The sequence below is a fragment of the uncultured Slackia sp. genome, assembly GCF_959608125.1.
In the GTDB taxonomy this organism is placed as follows: domain Bacteria; phylum Actinomycetota; class Coriobacteriia; order Coriobacteriales; family Eggerthellaceae; genus Slackia.
The window spans coordinates 84,555-104,626 of the sequence record NZ_CAUHPG010000002.1; the positions used below are offsets into that span (position 1 = coordinate 84,555).

16 protein-coding genes are annotated in these 20,072 nt (G+C 58.6%); 1 reads left to right on the forward strand and 15 read right to left on the reverse strand.

Annotation, left to right across the window (positions count from 1 at the left end; all coding sequences use genetic code 11):
* Window positions 1-121 precede the first annotated feature (121 nt).
* From Q6E04_RS01150 to Q6E04_RS01205, 12 genes are all read right to left on the reverse strand, one after another.
* Window positions 122-3,757 (reverse strand): UvrD-helicase domain-containing protein, encoded by a 3,636-nt coding sequence (locus Q6E04_RS01150; protein ID WP_303248999.1) that lies wholly within the window; start codon window positions 3,755-3,757, stop codon window positions 122-124.
* Between the two features lie 4 nt (window positions 3,758-3,761).
* Window positions 3,762-6,251 (reverse strand): PD-(D/E)XK nuclease family protein, encoded by a 2,490-nt coding sequence (locus tag Q6E04_RS01155; protein WP_303249000.1) that lies wholly within the window; start codon window positions 6,249-6,251, stop codon window positions 3,762-3,764.
* A 390-nt stretch (window positions 6,252-6,641) separates the two neighbouring features.
* On the reverse strand, window positions 6,642-6,872 hold the full coding sequence (locus Q6E04_RS01160; RefSeq protein ID WP_303249001.1) for a NifU family protein: 231 nt from the start codon (window positions 6,870-6,872) through the stop codon (window positions 6,642-6,644).
* A 140-nt stretch (window positions 6,873-7,012) separates the two neighbouring features.
* Complete coding sequence (locus Q6E04_RS01165) at window positions 7,013-7,393, reverse strand: desulfoferrodoxin family protein (protein WP_303249002.1); 381 nt, start codon at window positions 7,391-7,393, stop codon at window positions 7,013-7,015.
* 44 nt (window positions 7,394-7,437) lie between these two features.
* On the reverse strand, window positions 7,438-8,271 hold the full coding sequence (gene lgt / locus Q6E04_RS01170) for a prolipoprotein diacylglyceryl transferase (protein ID WP_303249003.1): 834 nt from the start codon (window positions 8,269-8,271) through the stop codon (window positions 7,438-7,440).
* Between the two features lie 66 nt (window positions 8,272-8,337).
* Complete coding sequence (locus tag Q6E04_RS01175) at window positions 8,338-9,639, reverse strand: LCP family protein (protein WP_303249004.1); 1,302 nt, start codon at window positions 9,637-9,639, stop codon at window positions 8,338-8,340.
* 234 nt (window positions 9,640-9,873) lie between these two features.
* Entirely contained in the window at window positions 9,874-11,157 is a 1,284-nt protein-coding gene (murA, locus tag Q6E04_RS01180; RefSeq protein WP_303249005.1) for a UDP-N-acetylglucosamine 1-carboxyvinyltransferase, read from the reverse strand.
* Window positions 11,158-11,404: 247 nt separating this feature from the next.
* Window positions 11,405-12,265: a translation elongation factor Ts gene (tsf, locus tag Q6E04_RS01185; RefSeq protein ID WP_303249006.1), complete on the reverse strand. Its 861-nt coding sequence runs from the start codon at window positions 12,263-12,265 to the stop codon at window positions 11,405-11,407.
* 77 nt (window positions 12,266-12,342) lie between these two features.
* Window positions 12,343-13,092 carry a 30S ribosomal protein S2 gene (rpsB, locus tag Q6E04_RS01190; RefSeq protein WP_303249007.1) on the reverse strand — a complete coding sequence of 250 codons (750 nt, stop codon included), beginning with the start codon at window positions 13,090-13,092 and terminating at the stop codon, window positions 12,343-12,345.
* A 301-nt stretch (window positions 13,093-13,393) separates the two neighbouring features.
* Window positions 13,394-15,268: a hypothetical protein gene (locus Q6E04_RS01195; protein WP_303249008.1), complete on the reverse strand. Its 1,875-nt coding sequence runs from the start codon at window positions 15,266-15,268 to the stop codon at window positions 13,394-13,396.
* Window positions 15,269-15,310: 42 nt separating this feature from the next.
* Window positions 15,311-15,670: a YccF domain-containing protein gene (locus Q6E04_RS01200; RefSeq protein WP_303249009.1), complete on the reverse strand. Its 360-nt coding sequence runs from the start codon at window positions 15,668-15,670 to the stop codon at window positions 15,311-15,313.
* A 299-nt stretch (window positions 15,671-15,969) separates the two neighbouring features.
* Window positions 15,970-16,683, reverse strand: a complete 714-nt coding sequence (locus tag Q6E04_RS01205; RefSeq protein WP_303249010.1) for a hypothetical protein — start codon at window positions 16,681-16,683, stop codon at window positions 15,970-15,972.
* On the opposite strand from Q6E04_RS01205, the gene Q6E04_RS01210 reads away from it, so the two are divergent.
* The gene (locus tag Q6E04_RS01210) at window positions 16,663-17,181 is read left to right on the forward strand and encodes a hypothetical protein (RefSeq protein ID WP_303249011.1); all 519 of its coding nucleotides are present in this window, start codon (window positions 16,663-16,665) and stop codon (window positions 17,179-17,181) included. The genes Q6E04_RS01205 and Q6E04_RS01210 overlap by 21 nt on opposite strands.
* Here the strand turns inward: Q6E04_RS01210 and Q6E04_RS01215 are convergent.
* The 3 genes from Q6E04_RS01215 to Q6E04_RS01225 are packed head-to-tail and all read right to left on the reverse strand — an operon-like array spanning window position 17,178 to window position 19,978.
* Window positions 17,178-17,570: an SMI1/KNR4 family protein gene (locus tag Q6E04_RS01215; protein ID WP_303249012.1), complete on the reverse strand. Its 393-nt coding sequence runs from the start codon at window positions 17,568-17,570 to the stop codon at window positions 17,178-17,180. The genes Q6E04_RS01210 and Q6E04_RS01215 overlap by 4 nt on opposite strands.
* Before the next feature lie 12 nt (window positions 17,571-17,582).
* On the reverse strand, window positions 17,583-18,779 hold the full coding sequence (locus Q6E04_RS01220) for an HNH/ENDO VII family nuclease (RefSeq protein WP_303249013.1): 1,197 nt from the start codon (window positions 18,777-18,779) through the stop codon (window positions 17,583-17,585).
* Window positions 18,776-19,978 carry a hypothetical protein gene (locus Q6E04_RS01225; RefSeq protein WP_303249014.1) on the reverse strand — a complete coding sequence of 401 codons (1,203 nt, stop codon included), beginning with the start codon at window positions 19,976-19,978 and terminating at the stop codon, window positions 18,776-18,778. The genes Q6E04_RS01220 and Q6E04_RS01225 overlap by 4 nt, the downstream gene beginning before the upstream one ends.
* Between the last annotated feature and the right edge of the window lie 94 nt (window positions 19,979-20,072).

The window sequence follows — 20,072 nt, forward strand, 5'->3', positions numbered from 1 at the left end:
CCCTCGATTATATACAGCAGACGATTTGTGTCACCCATCTTCACATGAACAACGTTCATTTTTAAAAGTGCCACACGGGGCAGCCTTACCGCCGCCCCGCTTGCTATGGCAATGGGCATTTCTACACGCGCTGCTTCGCCAGAAAGGCGCATGCCTCATCGATGCACGAACGCAGTGCATCACGATCGGCCGCTTCGAACAGGTAACGCACGACGCATGGCTGGTCGCATCGGTGAATATCGGTGCGCTCAACGCGCACGAAAAGCGTCTCGACCTCATCGAATCCGCGCATGAGGGCCACATATGAATAACAACTTGCCTGCAGCAAGTGCTTCGCATGCAATGCCTCGTCGGTCTCGTCGTCGGATCCTCCGGTTTTGTAATCGACGATCAAAGCGCGGCGCTTCCCTCCTTCTGCACCCCCCCACGACGCGAATAAGTCGATCGCACCTTCGAGATAGCGGATCGCAGGACTTTCCCCATCGCAAGAAGACCCCTCTTCAAGCGACACGAAGAAAGGAAGCTCGGCATACATCTCATCGGCGCCTTCGCACATCCTCGCCACATCGCTTGAGAACCAGCGCTCAAGCGCGGCTTCGAGCCGCGGTAGCGATGTATCGCGAAGACCGCAGCCGCTTGCGATGGCACGCAGACGATCGCGCGGGGGCATCGCAAGCATGCCACGCGATGCGGCGCGCTCCTTGACCGCCCACTGGGCGCACAGGTGAAACGCCGCACCGAAATCGGTCGCCTTATCGGCATCGTGAGAGAGGTCATCGCTCAACGCATCCCAGAACTCCTCGTCGGGCGACGCACCCGACGGCTCGGAAACCGCGGGCGCATCGGTCCCGGCAGCCTGCGCCAGCGATGAATAACTGGCTACGTCCTTACGCAAACCGGCCAGGCGAACATGAGAGACATTCGCTCGTTCGAAAAGGCGGGGTATCTCGACCGATTCGCAGGCGGAGAGGGCATCGGCGGCAGGTTGCTCGTCTTGCTCCACCTCATCGAAGTCGGATTCGTCGACGTCGATGCGCTCGACGCGAGCGGGGGCGCTTCCGCCGAAGTCGACGAACGTCTCCCCTTTTTCAAAATCATCGAGCCCGAACAACGCGCTGCGGATATCGTCGTAAATGCCCGTATCGGCATTGATTCCCGAAGATGTATCGTCGCTTTTGCCGGAACGAGCGCTCGTCATCGCTATGACGAGCGCCTCTTTCGCGCGTGTCAAGGCAACGTACAAAAGACGGCGACGCTCCTGCAGTTCCTGTTCGGCCTCGTGTTCGCGCAGGATTTCACGCTGAGCAAGCGGCGTTTCCGCACGTTCGACGGCTTCGACGACATTGTCGAAGCGGCCGTCGTTGCACGGCATATATTCCGCCTTCATCGCCTTGGCAGCAGGAGACGAGGACGAAAACCCCGACACAGACCTGCTCGGAAGCAGGCTGATATATGCCTTGCCCTCGAGCGACATGCAAGAAAACGCCGAAGAACGCGGCTTACCGGCGCCCATCTCGGCCAGGCCGACGATAGGAAACTCGAGGCCCTTGCTGGCATGGACGGTCATGATGCGCACGAAATCGCCGCCCTTGGCCGACAGCGCGCCCGGAGGCTCTTTCGCGATCGCGATATGCGACGCCATCTCTTTCGCCACCGACGACGGACCCGTCACGCCCGAAGCCTCGATTCTCTCGACAAGGCGGATGGCCTTCAAGACGTTCGCAGCCACGGACTGCCCCTCGGCACCGCGTTTTTCGAGGCGGGATATCCAACCCGAGTCCACGACCGCGTCTTCCATGATCGACGAGACGCGTTTGACTCCCGCATCGCACGTGATGCGACCAACGATGCCTGCGGCATGCGCGAGCTGGGGCGACACTACGCCGTCTCGCTCGCGCGCCAACTCGGCCATGGCCTCGAAACCTTTGTCGAGGCCGCGCCGGCGCAAAACGCCTGTCGTTTCGTCGCGATAGGTAGACAGGGTCACGAAATCATCCGCAGAAAGAGCAAACATCTCGCTCGAAAGCACTTCGAACAATGCCGACGTGGCATGGGGATTGGCGATGACTTCGGCCAAGCGCTGCATGATACGCACCTCAGGAGCCGACGAGAAGATCGAGCCGCCCGCGATGACGCACGCAAACCCCTCTTCGCGCAAAGCCTGCGCATAGATTCCCGCATTGGTCATGCGACCGAGCAGGACCACCATATCGCCCGCTTCGTGCCCCGCTTCACGCAGTTCAGCAAAGCGACGAGCAATGCGGCGCGCCTCGAAAAGCGCCATATCGGAGCGGCTGATTCCTTTGCGCGCGGGATAGGTGCTCAACAACACATCGACACGGCCCAATCCCCCCAAAAACGGACGCTTTACCGACTTCTCGTCGCGCGATGGACGCAGCGACATGAACTCTTTGCCGAAGACGTTCGGCTGCTCGAAAACGCGATCGACAAGCTTCAACACGTCCCCATGACTGCGGAAGTTATCGGGCAGCTCGATAAGGCCGTCGGGATTAGACTCGGCCACGCTTGCTAAATGATTCTTATATACCTGCACGTCGGCACCGCGGAAGCGATAAATGCTCTGCTGGGCGTCGCCGACGGTACACAGCCTGCATGCGCCGGGACCCGCCATGCGTTTGATCATATCGATCTGAAGCTGGTCGGTATCCTGGAATTCGTCCACCATAATGATGCGGAACTTATTCTCGTACTCGGCCGCGATATCGGGATGGCGGGCAAGCGCCTGGGATGCCTTGATCAGCAGGTCGTCGTTGTCGAGCAGGCCGAGGTCGTGCTTTTGGCGTGCATACGACTCATATACCGTCGAAGCAAGCTCGATCAGCTCGTCGAGAAGCGGTTCGGCTATCAGGCATCGAGCCTCCTGAATGATAAGCGCGCACGACGCCTGCAGGTCTTTGACCAGCGCCTTGTACTCCGGCGAGCCGAAACGGCCCGACGGCCACGGACACGTGTTGAAGAAAGACAACAAGCGCACGGCGTCATCAGGCGCGACGTCGGAGGCTTTCTCGAGGAATTCGTCGGCGCTCTGCAGCCATGTATCGCGCGAAGCGCTCGCCTTCTGGGAAAGCGTCACGTCGCGCGCTTCTTCGATAAGTTCGACCATGGCGCACAGAAGCTGCGAGGCGCTGCGGCACGACGGCGGCTTGCGGAAGCATCCGCAGCCTTCAGGATTCGCCGACGCGACGCGCACCAGCGAAAGCACCATGTCCTCGACGGAATCGGATGGACGCGGCCCCGTGCTTCGGGCGGCATATTCGGAAAACAGCGCATTGAAGCCGTGCGGAGAAACGAACTCGTTTTCGCTCGAAAGCGCCTTCTGCACCGACATACGCAGCATGTCATCGGCGCGAGCGGGATCGAGTACCGAAAACGCAGGGTCGATTCCGAGCTCCACCGCATGCGTGCGAAGGATGCGCGAACACATGCCGTGAATCGTAGAAATCCACGCGTCATCGACTTTCAGCGCCTCGTCCGCCATGCCTTCCGCACGCAAGGTCGCCTTCACGCGCGATTTGATTTCGCCCGCAGCCTTTTCGGTGAACGTGATGGCCATCACCTGTTCGATGCCGTCGAGAAATGCGCCGCCGTCGGGCGCCGATCCGGGCAAGAGCGCCCAGGCGATTCTCTGGGTAAGCGTGAAGGTCTTACCGCTGCCGGCGCCCGCCGACACGACCAGGGGCGCATCAAGCGTCGTGACGCACTTCAGCTGGCCCGGCTTGAAACGATTCAAATTCATCGAGCTATCCCCTTCTTTGCGGACAAGAAATCTCAGGACAATACGAACACGCCGCGGAGGCGAGCGGAAGCGGGGCGATCATGCCCGCCATAAGACGCTGCAACGCCTCGGCGATGCGCGATTCGGTGGCATCGAGCAAGTCGTGGAAATGCGGGCCGAAATCGCCGCGGTACACGCATGTTTCGGCGCGAAGCCCCGGGGCATGCGCGGGTTCGATATCACAGCTCAACGCGCCCGATATCTTCGGGGTTCTGCCGTAGCCGACATATAACGCGCCGACCACTTCAAATCCTAAAAGGCGTCGTACCGCCTGCGCATATATGAGGGTCTGCACCTTTCCCTGCTTCATGGCCGAGCCCTTGCTTTCAGGCTCGTACAGATCGTAATCGGCCGAAAGCGAGCTTTTGTAGTCCATGATCACGGCGCGGCCGCGCGCGTCGACGTCAATGCGGTCGATTTTGCCGACAAGCTTACAGCCCGCATAATCGAATGCCTCGTGCACGGGAATTTCGTATTCGAACGCGTACGGCTTGAAATCGGGCAGCAAGCACGCCTCGCGGTCGAGGAAGCGCCTGAGCCTATCGCACAACTCGTCGACCTCGCGCTCTTCGTACACGGAAACGGGCACGAGCCTGTTACTCGACGGCTTTCGTTCGAACTGCGATGCGCGCTGCTCTTGAATGACGTCGTCCATAACCGCCTGCGCCCGCGCAAGCGTCGATTCGTCGACCTTCGGCGTCACGTTTTCTTGAAAGCGACGATAGAACTCCTCGAGCACGCCGTGAGAAAAATCACCCATCTCGACGGCGCCGAAGCCCTCTTCGATATCGTCGAGACGAAGACGGCGCAAAGCGAACCACTTCTGAGGGCATTCGAGATAGCTTTCGATCTGCGACGCCGAAAAGCAGGGCTCGTCCACGACTATTCCGCCCTTGCCGACGCGCGGCAACATGATCGCCTTCTTCGCAGCGTCGGATACGATGCGCGCGATAGTGGGCGCATCGACGCATGCGGCGCACTCTGGCCCCTTGGCGCGTAACGACGCATTCGCCTGCAGCTGCTCTTCGCCGCGCTCCAAAATCCCCTCCATCAGGCACGGAGGCAGCGTATAGCGATTGTCGACCTCGCTGGAATCGGTGGGGTCGGCGCGGAAGCAGTCGACGAACTCTTCCACCGTGGCCGCAGGATACGTGGGACCGGCGGAATCATCGTTCAGGCGGCGCTCGATTACCAAGGCATCCTGCGCTTTTTCGACCGCGGAAGCGAAGGCGCGGCGCAGGTCGTCAAGCGCATAGCGAGGACGTGCGACCCCGAGGTCGGCCGCAAACGCGGTTGCAGCGTCGTCGGCGTTTTTGACCGGGAAGGAAACGTTATCCATATCGCACATGATCACGGTGTTCCATACGCGATCTCCCGCCGCCTCGATGCGGCGGGCGTCCACGATCAAGACCTGTGGCACGGCGGACGAAGTGGCGCGCGATGCGTCGACGCGCTGAGCGTTTACTGCCTCGACGACCGCGCAAGAGTCGGCTCCCACGCATCGAGCCGCCGCCATGGCGTCGCGCAGGGCGGCGATGGCGGCAAGCTGCTCGGAAACGACCGATTCGTCGCCGCCGAACGAACGCGCCCTGTCCTCGAAGTATCCGAGCAAAGCGTCGGCGTCGACCGAATCGACCAGTTCTTCGAAATACTCGAACGCACGAGACCTACTGCGCATTTTCTCAAGGCACGCCTCGCGGGTCATGAGCCTATCGGAACGAAGCCACACGTCGAAATCGTACGCATCGGCGCTGCTCAAACCCGAAAACGGATTGAGCAGGAAATCAGCGCAGGATTCTTTGTCGGCCTCGGAGCCGTGCACGATGGCATGCGCCGCGAAATACGCGCGACCGAAATGGGTATCGCGGAAAGGCCGACGCGCGCTGACGGCGCATTCGATTCCCTCGCGCTCGAGCGTGTCTGCCAGCGATTCGTACAGCGCGAACGGGTCGCGCGCCGTCAGAAGAACGCTGCCTTTACCTGCATAGCGGACGATGGCATCGACGAGAAGGAACGGCTCGGCATACCTTCCCGAAGGAAACGCGAATCGAAGCTCGACGCTTTCTTTCGGCTTGGTGATACGTCCGTCGAACGATGAACGCGAATCAACACGAGTGAAGCGCGCATCGGCGAGCTTACGCTGCGCCGCCGTCAGAACGACATCGTAGACGATCGCCTCGTCGGCGTCCTTTGTTCCCGCGATGCAGCCTGCCATGAGGCGACACGCGCGACCGGCGTCGACAAGCGACGCATCGGCAAGTACCTCTTCGTATCGGCGCAACGCCTCCACGAGCGGCTCGAAACGCTCGGCGACCTTTCGATCACCGTTCAGGGCTTCTTCGAATTCGTCGGACCCAAGCGCTTCGTCGGCAAGACGGGCCAAAAGACGCGCCATACCGAGCGAGCGCGGAAGATCAAGACACGCGCACGACTCGAGCGCGACGTAGAGAGCCATGATTCGCTGCGCGCTCGACGCGATTCTTCTGCCGTCCCCTTCAAGCGACCAAGCGTCCGCCACCCACGCGCTCACGGACGAAACGGTCGTGGCGAACGCGTACGGGTCGCCCGACGCCGCATGACGACGTCTGAAAGCAAGCGCTTGTGCGCTATTGGGAAACAAAACGGTCAACACTTGAACGGCCTCCTTCGTATCGGAAGTCCATTATAGCGCACAGGCGGCTTCGATAACGCTATTTTCAAACATTTGTTCGTAATTGAAGCAAACGCATATGAAGGCTCGAAAAAGAAAACCCCTCCGCGCAGATATACGAAACTGCAAAGCGGAGGGGTTCGACGTCTCGTCGGCAAGCCGATGGGACGCAACGTTCATTCGAGCTATGCCCACTTACGCGGGGACGACCTTGGTGACGCCCGGGACATGCTCCTTGAGGATGCGCTCGACACCGTTGGCGAGGGTCATCTGACTCATGGGGCAGCCCTTGCAGGCACCCTGAAGCTCAACCACCACGACGCCGTCTTCCTGCACGTCGACCAGGGCGACGTCGCCACCGTCAGCCTGGAGGCTGGGACGGATCAGATCGAGAACGCGGCTGACCTGTGCTTTATCGATAGCCATATCGATACTCCTTTTCGATCAAAGAATACGAATCGTTGGAATTGTATCCCGATTCGGCGCGCCGTATGACGACAGGCGCGACACATTCGGGAGACGATACGAAACGCGCCGCCCTTGCGAGCGGCGCGAAATAATGCGACTTAGAGCTCGTTGACCCACAGGCCGTGCAGGTTGCAGTACTCGTACACCTTGACGGCGGCGTCGCCCTCGGCAAGAACGAACTCGGCCTTCGGCTCGTTTTCGGCGGTGAGCTGAGCGACCTGATAGCCCTTCTCGGTGACCAGGACGACGAACTGAATGAGGTGCTCCTCGGTCATGGGATGCTCGACCTCGCCGACCTTGACGCGGACGTTGGCGCCCTCGACCTCGACGACGGGAACATGCTTCTCGACGGCGGCGTCGACGGAGCCGGCGACAAGCTCGACCATCTTCTCGCCGCAGCACATCACGGGAACGCCGGCGTCGACGACCTTGATGACGATGTTGCCGCAGTGCTCGCACTTGAAGAACTTGATATCCATGTTGTTGCCCCCTTAATAAAGCAATCTTGTTTACACCTGATATGTTACTTCTTTTGTGACATATCAGGAAGCCCCTCTTGAGGCAGCTTCATTGTAACCGCATAAATCAGCAAAACCACACCTGCGATTATCAAAGGAACCGAAAGAAGCTGCCCCATGGTCAGCCAATCGCCCCAAAGATAGCCCAGCTGGGCGTCGGGTTCGCGGATGAACTCCACTAAAAAGCGGAACGTTCCATACATGGTGAGAAACAATCCGATGAAGGTACCGCGCGGACGCGGCGGCGTCTTGCGGGACAGTGCGAAGAGCACGCAGAAGATCACGACGCCCTCGAGGATGGCCTCATAAAGCTGCGACGGATGACGCGGCATCGACCCCGCAGCTCCGCCGAACACCACGCCCCACGGCAAATCGGTCGGCGCACCCCACAGCTCGCCGTTGACGAAATTCGCACAGCGGCCGAAGAACAAGCCGATCGCGCCGCCCACCGCGCCCATATCGGCCAGCGTGAGAAAAGGAATATGGGTGATCTTCGATGCGACGAAGCCGCCCAGAAGAACGCCGATCAAGCCGCCATGGAAACTCATGCCTCCTTTATTGAAGGCGAGGATCTGATCGGGGTGCTGCAGATAATAGCCATCACCGTAGAAAAGCACGTAGCCGAGCCTTCCCCCCAAGATGACGCCGATCACGACGCAGATGACGATCGTGAAAAACGCGTCCTCGCCCACCCGAACGCGCCAGCGACGCGAAAGATCGAGCAGCACGACGGCGGCGCAGATGAAACCCGCCACATACGCAAGCCCATACCAGCGCACCTGGAACGGTCCTATAACCAGCGCCACCGGATCGAGCATCTGATAAATATCGTTAAGCATCGATGTCCTTTCCTCCATGAAAACGTCGGGCCGCATAAGCGCGGCCCGGCGTCGCTATCGCCTTCGCTACGAAGCATTCGTTGTGTTCGTTACGGCGGTCTTCTCGCGTGCGTCCAAAACAGCCTGCCAATCTTTGCCCACGACGACCAGAATATCGGTCTCGAACGAATAGTTGACGGCGTCGAGCACGGCGCGACCCGTTCCGAGCGTCGCCACGATGGCCTCGGCCTTGGCCTCGTTTTCCGACTTCTGATACACGACGAGCGTACTTTCATAAACGGCCTGATTCGCATTGCCCACGGAATCCACCGTGAAGCCCGCACCCTCGAGAATCGAAGCCGCATCAGCCGCGGCGCCCTCAACGCTACCGCCGTTATTCACCGTGATGGTGAACGATGCGGGATCGACGGATTCGATGATCGACTCCTTATCCTGCTGAGGAACCTCGCCCGCCATGAAACGTTCCATCATGGCCTCCCATTCATCGGAGATGGGCTCTTGGTACACCGCATCACCGACCTTGGAGAGATACGTGGGCATGACTCCCGTCATGACCGACTCGGCCACGATGTCGCGCAACGACGATACCATCGCATAAGCGGACTTGATATCCATATCGGTTTTCACGCAATCGGAGAAACCGTCCATGCCCGTATAGAACGACAGCTTATCCATGCCCACGAATTTCTTGAACAAAGCCTGCGCGACCTGCGATTCGTTCAAGCCGCGCTGCATCTCGGGAGATGCAGCGAAATCGTTGGCGCGACACAAGAACAAAGCCTGCTCGCCCGTAAGGGTCTGGAAACCCGAAGGAAGAGTCATCGTACCCGCATCCGGGTCGCTCACCGGCTCGGACAGGTCGACCTCGACCCCGCCGACCGAATCGACCAACGAGACGAATCCTCTTGCATCGGTTTTAACGTAATGAGAAACCTGAACGCCCGAAAGGTCCTCGATAGCTGAAACCACCTCGGCATCGCCGCCGAGCGTCTGGGCTTCGCCCAGGCGATGGGTGCTGCCGTCTGACAGCTTCACGCGAGCGTTGCCGGGAATCACGACCGCCGAAGCGGACGCGGTCGTGGAATCGGTGCGCACCAACAATGCCACATCGGGACCCGACCCGCCATCGCCGTCGTCATACGACGCGGCAAGCACCGTATAGACGGGGCCGTCGGCAGGAGCATCCGCCAGAACCGACGAAAGCGCGGGATCCTGGATTCGAAGCCTGTCGTTGACGCCGCCGATAAAAACGAACCAGGCGGCAGCAGAGGCGACGGCAAGGGCCACGACGGCAAGCACGACGGCAACCGCGATTTTGCGACGGCGACTCGACGCCACCGCACGCTCGATAAAAGCCTGCTGGCTCATGCGATTCGTATAATCGCGCCTGCTTTCTCGCGTGGACGTATTGGGCAAGACCTGATGGATTTCGCCACGCTCGACATTGCGGGTACGCCGTGGGTTGGCCTGCTCTCTGCGCGATGCGATCGGACTCGGAATACGCGCGACGTGAGTGCCGAGCGTCGCACGACGCATCTGGCGCGATGTCTTCTTGTATTGAGCGCTGCTCGGTCGACGTGTAACCATATTCGCCGCCCCGAACTACCAATCGATATCTTCATCGGGCTCGCGATGAAGATGCGCGCCGAGAGACGAAAGCTTGCCGACGTAGTCTTCGTAGCCGCGGTCGATATGATGGACCTTATGCACACGCGTAGTGCCTTCGGCGTAGACGCCCGCAAGAACCAGCGCCGCGCCGCAGCGAAGATCGGTTGCCTTGACATCGGTTCCCTGCAGCGAAGACACGCCTTCCACGATGGCGTGATGATCCTCGATGGTCACGCTGGCTCCCATACGACCGATTTCATCGGCGAACATGAAGCGATTCTCGAACACGTTCTCGGTAATGACCGAGTTGCCTTGCGCAACGGCAGCCAGCAGCATGAACTGGGCCTGAAGATCAGTGGGGAATCCAGGATGAGGGAGCGTCTGGATATCGATCGCCTGAAGGGGGCCTTTCCTGGAAACGGTAATCCAATCGCTACCGAAATCGACAGCGCAGCCCATGGCATGAAGTTTCATGAGCGCCATACGCAAGAAGCCGGGTTCGATGCCGCGCACCGTGACGGGACCGCCCGTCATGGCGCCGCCCACCAAAAACGTGCCCGCCTCGATACGATCGCCCACCGTGGTATGTACGCACGGATGCAAATCGGATGCAGAAACGCCTTCTACCACGATGGTAGGAGATCCGGCACCGCTAACGCGCGCGCCCATGGCGTTGAGCATATCCGCCAGATCCTCGATTTCAGGCTCGCGTGCTGCGTTTTCGATAATAGTCTCGCCTTCGGCAGTAACCGCGCACATCATAGTGTTCTCGGTGGCGCCGACGCTCGGAAAATCGAGCGCGACGTAGGCACCGTGCAGGCCGTTAGGCGTACTTGCCTCGATATAGCCGTGGTCGGTTTCGAAATGCACGCCAAGGGCCTCCATGCCCACCATATGCATATCGATTTTACGGGCGCCGAGATTGCACCCGCCGGGCATGGCCACGCGAGCACGGCCGAAGCGGGCCACGAGCGGACCGAGCACCGAAATGGAGGCGCGCATCTTAGAAACCAGCTCGTAGGGAGTTTCCCACGTATCCACGTTCGCCGTGTCGATCACGAGCGTATGATCTTCGCGCTGCACGCGGGCGCCGAGAGTCTCGAGCACTTTGGACATGACGGTGATATCGGAAATAAGCGGAACGTTGTGAATAACGCTCTCGCCGGCGCCGAGGATAGACGCGGCGATGAGCTTGAGAGCGGAATTCTTCGCGCCGGAAACGCGGACTTCTCCAGCAAGCGGCGTGCCGCCTTCGACGACGATCATCTCTTTCGCCATGATTTCGATCCCCTTTTCTATAAAAAGCCGCTCGAAAGCGGCTCGAATAGCGAATGCACCCCTGCATTCTCCCAAAAAATACGAAAGGGTTGAACCCTTGCGCTCCAACCCTTTCATAAAACCATAGCACCCGAGAAAAGCAAAGCTCGCTGGAAATGGTCGATTCGGAAAGAGGCCTACAAGAGCAAAAAACGCCGGCGATTTTCGCCGGCGTTTCAGACCGATTCAAAAGTTCGGAAACTCTTCTTTACTCGCCCAGAGCGAAGCGCTTGAAGTCGACGACCTTGATGGAACCGCCCAGCTTCTTGGCAACCTCATCGGTGTACTGATTGATGGTCTGGTCGGGATTCTTCACGAAAGCCTGCTCGGTGAGGCACTGCTCCTTGAAGAACTTCTCCAGACGGCCGGTGGCCATCTTTTCCTGGATAGCCTCGGGCTTGCCGGACTCGGCGGCCTGAGCCTTGTAGATGCTCATCTCGTGCTCGACGACGGCAGGATCGACCTGCTCGCGGTTAGCGGCGATCGGAGCGACAGCGGCAACCTGCATGGCAACGTCGCGGCCGTAGTGAGCGAACTCATCGGAAGCGATGTCGATGCCCTCGACGTCGAAGGAAACCAGAACGCCGATTTTGCCGCCCATGTGGATGTAGGAAGAAACGGCGCCGGCCTCGACGACGGCGAAGCGAGCGAGCTGCGTATTCTCGCCCATCACGTGAATGCAGTCGGTGACGACGGCCTCGACGGTCTCGCCGTCGACCTCGGCAGCCTTCAGGGCATCCATGTCGGCAGGCTTAGCGGCCACGGCGGCACGGGCGATCTTCTCGGCGTAAGCCTTGAACTTCTCGTTCATGCCGACGAAGTCGGTCTCGCAGTTGAGCTCGACGAGGGCGCCGGTGGTGCCGTCCTCGGAGACGAGGGCCATGACGGTACCCTCGTTGGTGGCGCGACCGGCCTTCTTGGCGACGGCGGCAAGACCGCGGGTACGAAGGACGTCGACGGCCTTGTCCATATCGCCCTCAGCCTCGACCAGGGCCTTCTTGCACTCCATCATGCCAGCACCGGTCATCTCGCGGAGCTCTTTGACCATAGCAGCGGTAATGTTAGCCATGGGGAAATTCCTTCCATTCGAACGACGGCCCTTCGAACGCCTTTGCGGCGAAGGGCCGTCGTACTTATATAACGTATTTATTCGGCGGCAGGAGCCTCGGCCTCGGCGGCCTCGGCCTGAGCAACCATTTCCTCTTCGATGGCAGGAGCGCCGGTAGCGGCGATCACAGCATCGGCAACGAAGGTGCAGAGCAGGTCGACGGAACGGATGGCATCGTCGTTGGCGGGAATGCCGAACTCGACATCATCGGGATCGCAGTTGGTGTCGAGGGTGCCGACCACGGGAATGCCGAGACGCTTGGCCTCGTGGATGGCGAGCTGCTCGCGGTTGGTGTCGACGACGAAGATGGCGTCGGGGACGGTCTTCATGTTGCGGATGCCGTTGAGGTTGGTCTGCAGCTTGGCGAGCTCCTTCTTCAGCAGGACCTGCTCCTTCTTGGGCAGAACGTCCATGCGGCCGTCAGCCTCCATGGCCTCGAGCTCTTCCATGCGGGCAACACGGGAACGGATGGTGACGAAGTTGGTCAGCATGCCGCCGAGCCAGCGAGCGTTCACGTAGGGCATGCCGCAGCGGTCGGCCTGGGCAGCGATGGCTTCCTGAGCCTGCTTCTTGGTGCCGACGAAGAGCACGGTGCCGCCCTTCTTGGCGACGTTCTCAACGAAGGTGTAGGACTGGTCGAGACCGATCAGGGTCTTCTTGAGATCAATGATGTAGATGTCGCCGCGGTTGCCGAAGATGTACGGCTTCATCTTGGGGTTCCAGCGACGGGTCTGATGACCGAAGTGTGCGCCCGCGTCGAGCAGGCTCTTGATGCTGACTTTCGCCATTGCAATCTCCATTCGTTAAACCTCTGCCTGCGGTCATCCCCCCTCCCGCAGCCTTTTTCGGTGGCCACTCGCGGTGAGAAGGTCGCGCAAGCATGTGAAATATAGAAACTTCGCCATTATACGATTGAACGCGCACAATGCAAGGAAAAATTAGCGTGCCCGCGCGTCTGCGGACGAAAAGAGCAAAACGCGCGACGAACCCGAGCCGAATATGCGAAACGAACTCGGGCCGAACGCACGAGCAGGATGAAAGACACGCGAAGGGACGGCGGATTAAACGCAAACCGCCCCTCGCCGCCCCCTATTCGGCAGAACCGCCGAGCTCGCCCTGACAGAATCGCTCGAACTCATCGAGCGATGCGAACGTGCCGCTTCGCGCCTGGTCGATGAAGTCGACGAGCATGGCCTTGCGCGTCTCATCGTCGACGCTTCCATCGGCGCCGAGCAAAACGCTGCGAACGGATTCTCCCCCGTCGTCAAGGGCGCGCCAAAGTTTGAGCTCGCTTTTCTTGCGCGCCATGTCCTCAAGAATAGAAGAATCGATCGGCATGTCGATCCCGCCATCGTTTCTCTTGATCCAGTATTCCGACCTCAGCTGCATGAGGGAATCGACATATTGCGCGTACGCGCTTTCGAGCTGCGTCGCATCGACCTGCCCCGCAACCTTCGATTTGAAGCTTTCCACCGCGCGGCCTCCCCCGAAGCCGCCCAGATGCCCGGCGATTCCGCCGAAAAGCCCCTTGCGCCAATTGAGATAGGAATCCACGTGAGTTATGCATTGGTCGTAGTACGCATCGATCAAGGGATCGAGTGTTTCTTCCCTGGTTGCGATCAGCTCGTCGAACTTATGCCGATACTCTTCGCCGATCGCCTTGTCTTCCAGGTAGTCTTCGAACCCGCCTTCCAGAAAGGCGATTATCTCGTCGGTATGCTTTGCGACGAAGGCGTCGGCGGCGGTGTATTCTCTCGTGGCCCTTATCTTGGAAGTTTGGGCATCCAGCCATAAAAAGCCACCGGAAAGCGCCAGCCACACCACGCCCACGATCAGAAAGTATCCCGCAATGAAAGGCTGGGCGCCGAGGGCACACCCGACGTCATTGCCCGAAACCGTGCGGTCACCCTGGCCGATGACGCGGGCCAAATCGCCACCGTCGACCGGGCCGGCAACGCGAACCCGTTCGCCTTCGGCATCGAAATCGCAGCATTCCCTCTGACCAACAGCGCGAACCCGATTGCCGTCATCATCCCAACCAGCAACGTAAGCCCGCTCATCGCCACCGACCGAACCCCCGCGTTCGCCCCGGCCTCCCTTGAAGACCACGGCTCCGTCGCCGTCCCTGGAGGGAAGCAGCTGAAATTCGCTTTTCACCTCGTCCCAGGTCAATACGCAGAAGCCGAACTGGCTCACCATGCCCAGAAAGACGGAGACGGCAAGGGCGAACTTCACGATGAAGGCCGCGAAAAACGACGTTGCCGCGATCTGGCTCAAGCCGTAATTGGTCAGGTTGTTCATGAGCGCCGAGAGCTTGTCCACCTCGCAAAGCAGCGCAGAAGGCGAACCCTCGAAGGGCCGATACGGGTTGCGAAGCGCGTCAAGCGCGAGAAACTGCCCATCGACGGAAGCCTGCACGGACAGCAGGGCATACGCCAGGCAAAGCACCACCAGTGCAATGCCGCAGCTCCATTTCATCGCCTTCGCTTTGTGATATGGAAAGCGGAACTGCTGCTTTGCATAGCGGTCGGCGGCAAGAAACACGACATAGTAAAGCGGAACGGCGAACCAGATCAAAACCCAGACAAAATCATCCCAGCGAGGCGCGCCCAAAACGAAGACGAGCCCCGAAAACAGAGCGAAGCAGAACAGACCGAAAAACCAGATTTTCCATTTTCTGTTGAGCTTCGAGAGGTCTCCGCCCTTGTTGAACATGTCCTGCTTACGAACGCGCCTGATGACCACGTAATACAGCGCGCCGATCGCTGCGACGATCGCATACAGAAGAAGCACGAACGGGACGGCGAGCGGCGGTAAGAATGCAGCGCATTTCCCGACAAGCGTCAGAAAGGCAACCAGCAAAAACGCCTTGATGAAATAGGGAGCGGCGCTGCGCAGACGCGAACCGGGGCCGCGTGCTTGCAGCGCGGACCGAAGCTCGAAGCCCTTGCCATGATTGAACATGAAGCCGCTCCCCTTTTCCGACCGAACGCCCGACATTGCGCCCTAGCCCACCACGGCGCCGAACGGCAACAGCGAAAGCTTCGCCATTTTGAAGCTTTGCAGGCCGAACGGAATGGCGATGATGGTGATGCAGCAGGCGATGCCCGCGAACACATAGGCGATTGCCATGGGAACCCCCGCGAAGATCAGCCAGAAGATATTTGCCACCAGCGACGGAAACCCGCCGCCGTATTCGACGGTTTTGCCGAAGGGCGCAAGGGTGAGGCTTGCCATCTTGAACGCCTGGCGGCCCAGCGGAATGCCGACGATGGTGATGTAGAAAAGGCAGCCGACGAGCAACCACCACAGCGCGGTCCAAATGCCGCCGAGCAGAATCCAAATGATATTGCCGAGAGTTTTCATGCGAGATGCCTTTCACGACTTTCGAACGTACGGCACAGTCTATCCGAAACCGACCGCGCAAGTCTTACAAGCCCCCAACGGTCCAATCCGAACGGTTCCGCATGGCCATACAACCCGCCAGGAAAACAACTTGCAATCATGCAGGCAATCTTCGATTGAGATACCCATCGAAAGCGCCGCACCCTCCGCTTTCCTCTTGTAAAAAGAAAACGGAGGGAAGCGCGTAAAACAAGCTTCGACGATGGCGCGAATTCGAAGCGCAAAGGACGCAGTAGCAAGCATTTGCGTTCTATATCGACCTATTTTTTCTTCCGCAACGACCCGAGAAAACCAGCAGCCGCATGAGTGGCTTGGGAAGCCGTCTTGCCGACAAAGCTCGCCGCCTCAGAAGCAGCTGCACCGATTTTTTGCGCACCGTCAGCCGCAACCGCACCCACCTCTTTCGCGCCTTCGGCGGCGGCAGCTCCCGCCTGCTTCGCAGCGTCAGTCGCTGCTGTGGCCGCATGCCCCACACCTTCAGACGCCTTAAGAAGGGCATCCGAAACCACGTCTTTGCCCGCGTCCTCGGCATCCACGGCAATGCCCGACACAGGAAGCGCACGCAAATGCACACGAAGGCGCTCGGCACTCGGCTTAAACGATGCGTACGTCATTCCTCCCGACACCACTCCGCCTATGACGGGAACGACTTTCCCAGCCGTTTTCGCAAACGTGCTCTTCGTTACTTGCACTCCCACAGCACCGAGAATCTTTTTCATCAAGGGATACCAAGCAGTCTTCGTGAGAGCTTTGCGCTCGATCGTCTTAACAACATGAGGCATCGCAATCTCCGCCGCGAAACGCGTGAGGTTCGTGACGGCCGCCCCGACACCAAGCATGACGCCCATCAAAATCACAAGCTCAAGAATGGTCTCGTCGTCGATTTCGTCATTGTCGTCAAGAAACGTCTGCCAGCCATAAAGATACGCGAGCTTCTGTTCAACGCGCAAAACATGAGCGAAGTATTGGGCCAAATCAGCAGGAACGGTGCCGGCAAGAGCAAAGCCTCCGGGAATACCCGCCGCGAAAGAGATGGCGGAGCATTTCTTCGTTTCAAAATCGATTACGGCACGTGCGGCTTTGTCCACCTGTTCAGGCGTCATGCCTGCAGCAATCGGCGTCGACGCTATCGCCCGTTCGACGTCCACATCCGAACTATATTTCGCAAGCTCGTTACGGAAGAACTTCTCGCGCTCGACTTTGACACCCGTCAAGGAAATTGCACGACGAACAAGCTCATATGCAAATTTCTCAGCCGCCGCCTCATCGGAGCTCTCTTCCGACGCCGAACGAGACGCAAGGTCTTCGCCATCCATGCAAACGACATCGTCCGCTTCGCCCGTTTTCTCTTCAACCATCGAATTCCCCTTTCTCATGCATATCATTCAAGCCGCCACATGCAACACCGATGCAAGCAGATCATTGCGTGTCAAAAGCCTTCGTCCGACAAAGTCGGCGGCCTTGAGATCTAGCTTTTGAGATACTCGAGAAGCGAGTCGGCGGCTTTTTTCGGCTCGCAGCCCGAAGGCACGCTTAAGAAAACTTCGCCCGCGGCATTCTGCCAGGCAACAACGCCGTCAATACCCAAGCGTTCTATTGCGTACCAGCCATCAGGGACGAAAGGGGCATTCGGCCTTTCCTCTTTCGTCATTGCAACGACGTCCAGCCTCTCGGATGCTCCCAATCCTGCAATTTCATGTCCGTTGACGCTGCACATTCCTACATGCGCCAAATATTCCTTATAGTCGCTCGAAAAAGAGAGTCCCAAAGCGTCTTCTGCCTCATAAATCGACCGCTCAGAAACGCCCTTAAGGCCGTAAAAACCAGGCATTTCCTTTATCGCTTCGACAAATCCACCCATTTCGACCTTCCTTTATCCCAGCATTTCGGCCATCGCCATCCAAAACTCTTTTCGTTGCTTGGTCCATTCCGACCCGTGGTCGACATCGGACTCGTCGAAAGAGTGCCAAATTTTATGATTCCCGCCCAAACGATGCTCTTCTGGGGTGAGAATGGCTAATGTGGAATCCTGTTTTTGCCCCGCATGGTGCAATTCATATGACCTTCCGGTTTTGGGGTCGATTGCGGCCAACCCTTCTTTCATACGTTGCAAATTCGTGCGACCGAATTCGTCTTTGAATTTCAGGTCTATATCCCTGACCAGCGCCGTCTTGCCGTTGACCATCTTGGGGACAAGTCCCGCGTTTTTACAAATTTCGTATTGCTCCATGCTGCCGAAAAGCTTTATGACATCCAGCGGATACTCCGACTCCTTTTGAATCTGGGCGACCTGGTTCATGGACAGACCATTCGAGGCGGGACCCTTCAATACGGTGGTTGCCTTGGCGGCGTCTTTCAGGGCGATGGCCTCCCCGGCACCACCCGCGATCGCGCCGCTTACGGCGCCCCACTTAAAGCCCTCGCCTGCAGCAAGGGAAGCGTCTTTTATCGCCTCGTCGATGTCTCCTTTTTCCAAGGCTGAAAAAGCGCCCGCAGCTATTCCACCTAGGGCGGCGGACGAAAGCGCCGCTACGGTTCCTGTTTTCGCCGATACCGCAAATATCATGCTTGCCGCAGGCAATCCCATACCGCCAGTAACGGCCGACACGGTAACGCAGAGCAAAATGACGCCCGAGCCCACGGAAACATCTTCTATGATCTGGCCAAGCACATCTTCGTACGCCTCGAACGGATGCACGACCGTCTCGCCGTTCTCGCCTAGGGTGAACACATACCTGCCACCCTGGTAGGCGGCTTCTATCTCATCAAGCGTATACCCGAAGTACACATTCGCCTGAGAGTTGTAAATGAGGTCGTCAATGTATTCCTGCGACCAATACACCGCCTCGACGTTTTCGACAAAATAGTCCTCGCCGACCGCCTCAACCAACTGCCCATATACTTTGTCCTGGATATAGCGCGGCAACCCTGGATCGCTCAGATTGTCGAAGGATGCAGGCTGCTCTTCGATGAAATCGCCGCCACCCGCGCCATCCTCTTCGACGCCACATCCGGGAAGGCATACCGCTATTAGAGAAATAGCCAGGAAAACGCTGAGGAGCCTTCTCATCGGTCCGCCCCCTCTCCGTCATCGCCCAAAAGGCCTTCGCCGGCTTCCGGCAACGAACGAACGGAGATTTGACCCTCGATGCCAGACGGCGCCTCTCCATGGATCTTCTTCCGCTTCATTCTTGCGATGGCGAATACCGCAACCACCAATATCGCCAGCAGCAAAGCCGCAATCGCAACCCATGGGATAGGAAATCCAGTAGAAGCCTCTCCGTTTGCTTCCTCTTTATTCGATTCAGCAGGATCGATGGACGAATCAGGAACCGTTTCGGCAGCAAGAATCAGCGTGCCATCTTCAGTCACCTCGGCCCCTTGCCCAATCTGCGCCAATACCTCTTCGACAGAAACCGCGTTGACGACAACAGCCTTGAGAATCCTGTCTTCGCCAACGTAAATGCGCTTCTCCGTGCTCTCTCCCGTGTTGGGGTTTTTGACGGTGACCGTATACACCCCCTCGTCGACGAATTCAGATCCATCGCCTGCAACGGAATTAAGCCTGACCTCGGTCAGGCCGCTTCCCTCGTCGTTCATGACCTCACGTTTGACAGCAATATCAAGATAATGCGAACCTGCCGTGTCAATACGGAATCCGTGAGGAGCAACCGCCCTATCGAAGAGTTCCCCTCCCGTCTCCGTATCGAACAGATAGGCCATGCTGTTGCCGTTTCGAACCTTGAATTCAAAACTTATTCTGTAATCGTTATATGAAGCGGGAGTCGGAACGAAGAGGAGCTTGTTGTTTTGTTTGATCTCGTAATCGAGAGCGACTTCGTAATCGCCCTCCTCGAACAGCTCAATCTGGACACCTTCCCCCTCTTGCGCATTCGCTTCAAGGTAATTGGTGTAAATGATGGGATCGCTCGCGGCGTTTCGGTGGTCAGTATGGCGAACAATCAGCGTTCCTCGTCCGAAATCCGTTTTCCCCACCTGAAAGCGCTGGTCGAATCCATTTTCATCACGCGATATAGAAAGCCCCTCGATTCCATTTAGGGAGTCGATATTCTGCTCGAGTTCGAACCATAGGGCAACCTTGTCACCCGTGTTTTTCAGAAACACGGGCACGTCATCGCCTCCCGTCTTGCTCGTATAGCCCGTCACATAAAATCGCCCAAGCGACCAGCCGAAGTGGGGGTCTTCGCTTGTAATTTCGTTGTCTTCGGAAAAGCCCGTATCATGCCCGGCATTAACCTCCTCGCCCATGTACCACCCCGAAACCCGACCGTCCAAGCCGCTCGTCTCATCGGCAAACGCCGTCGAGACAGATGCGGAGCATACCGCCATCACCAAGAATAAG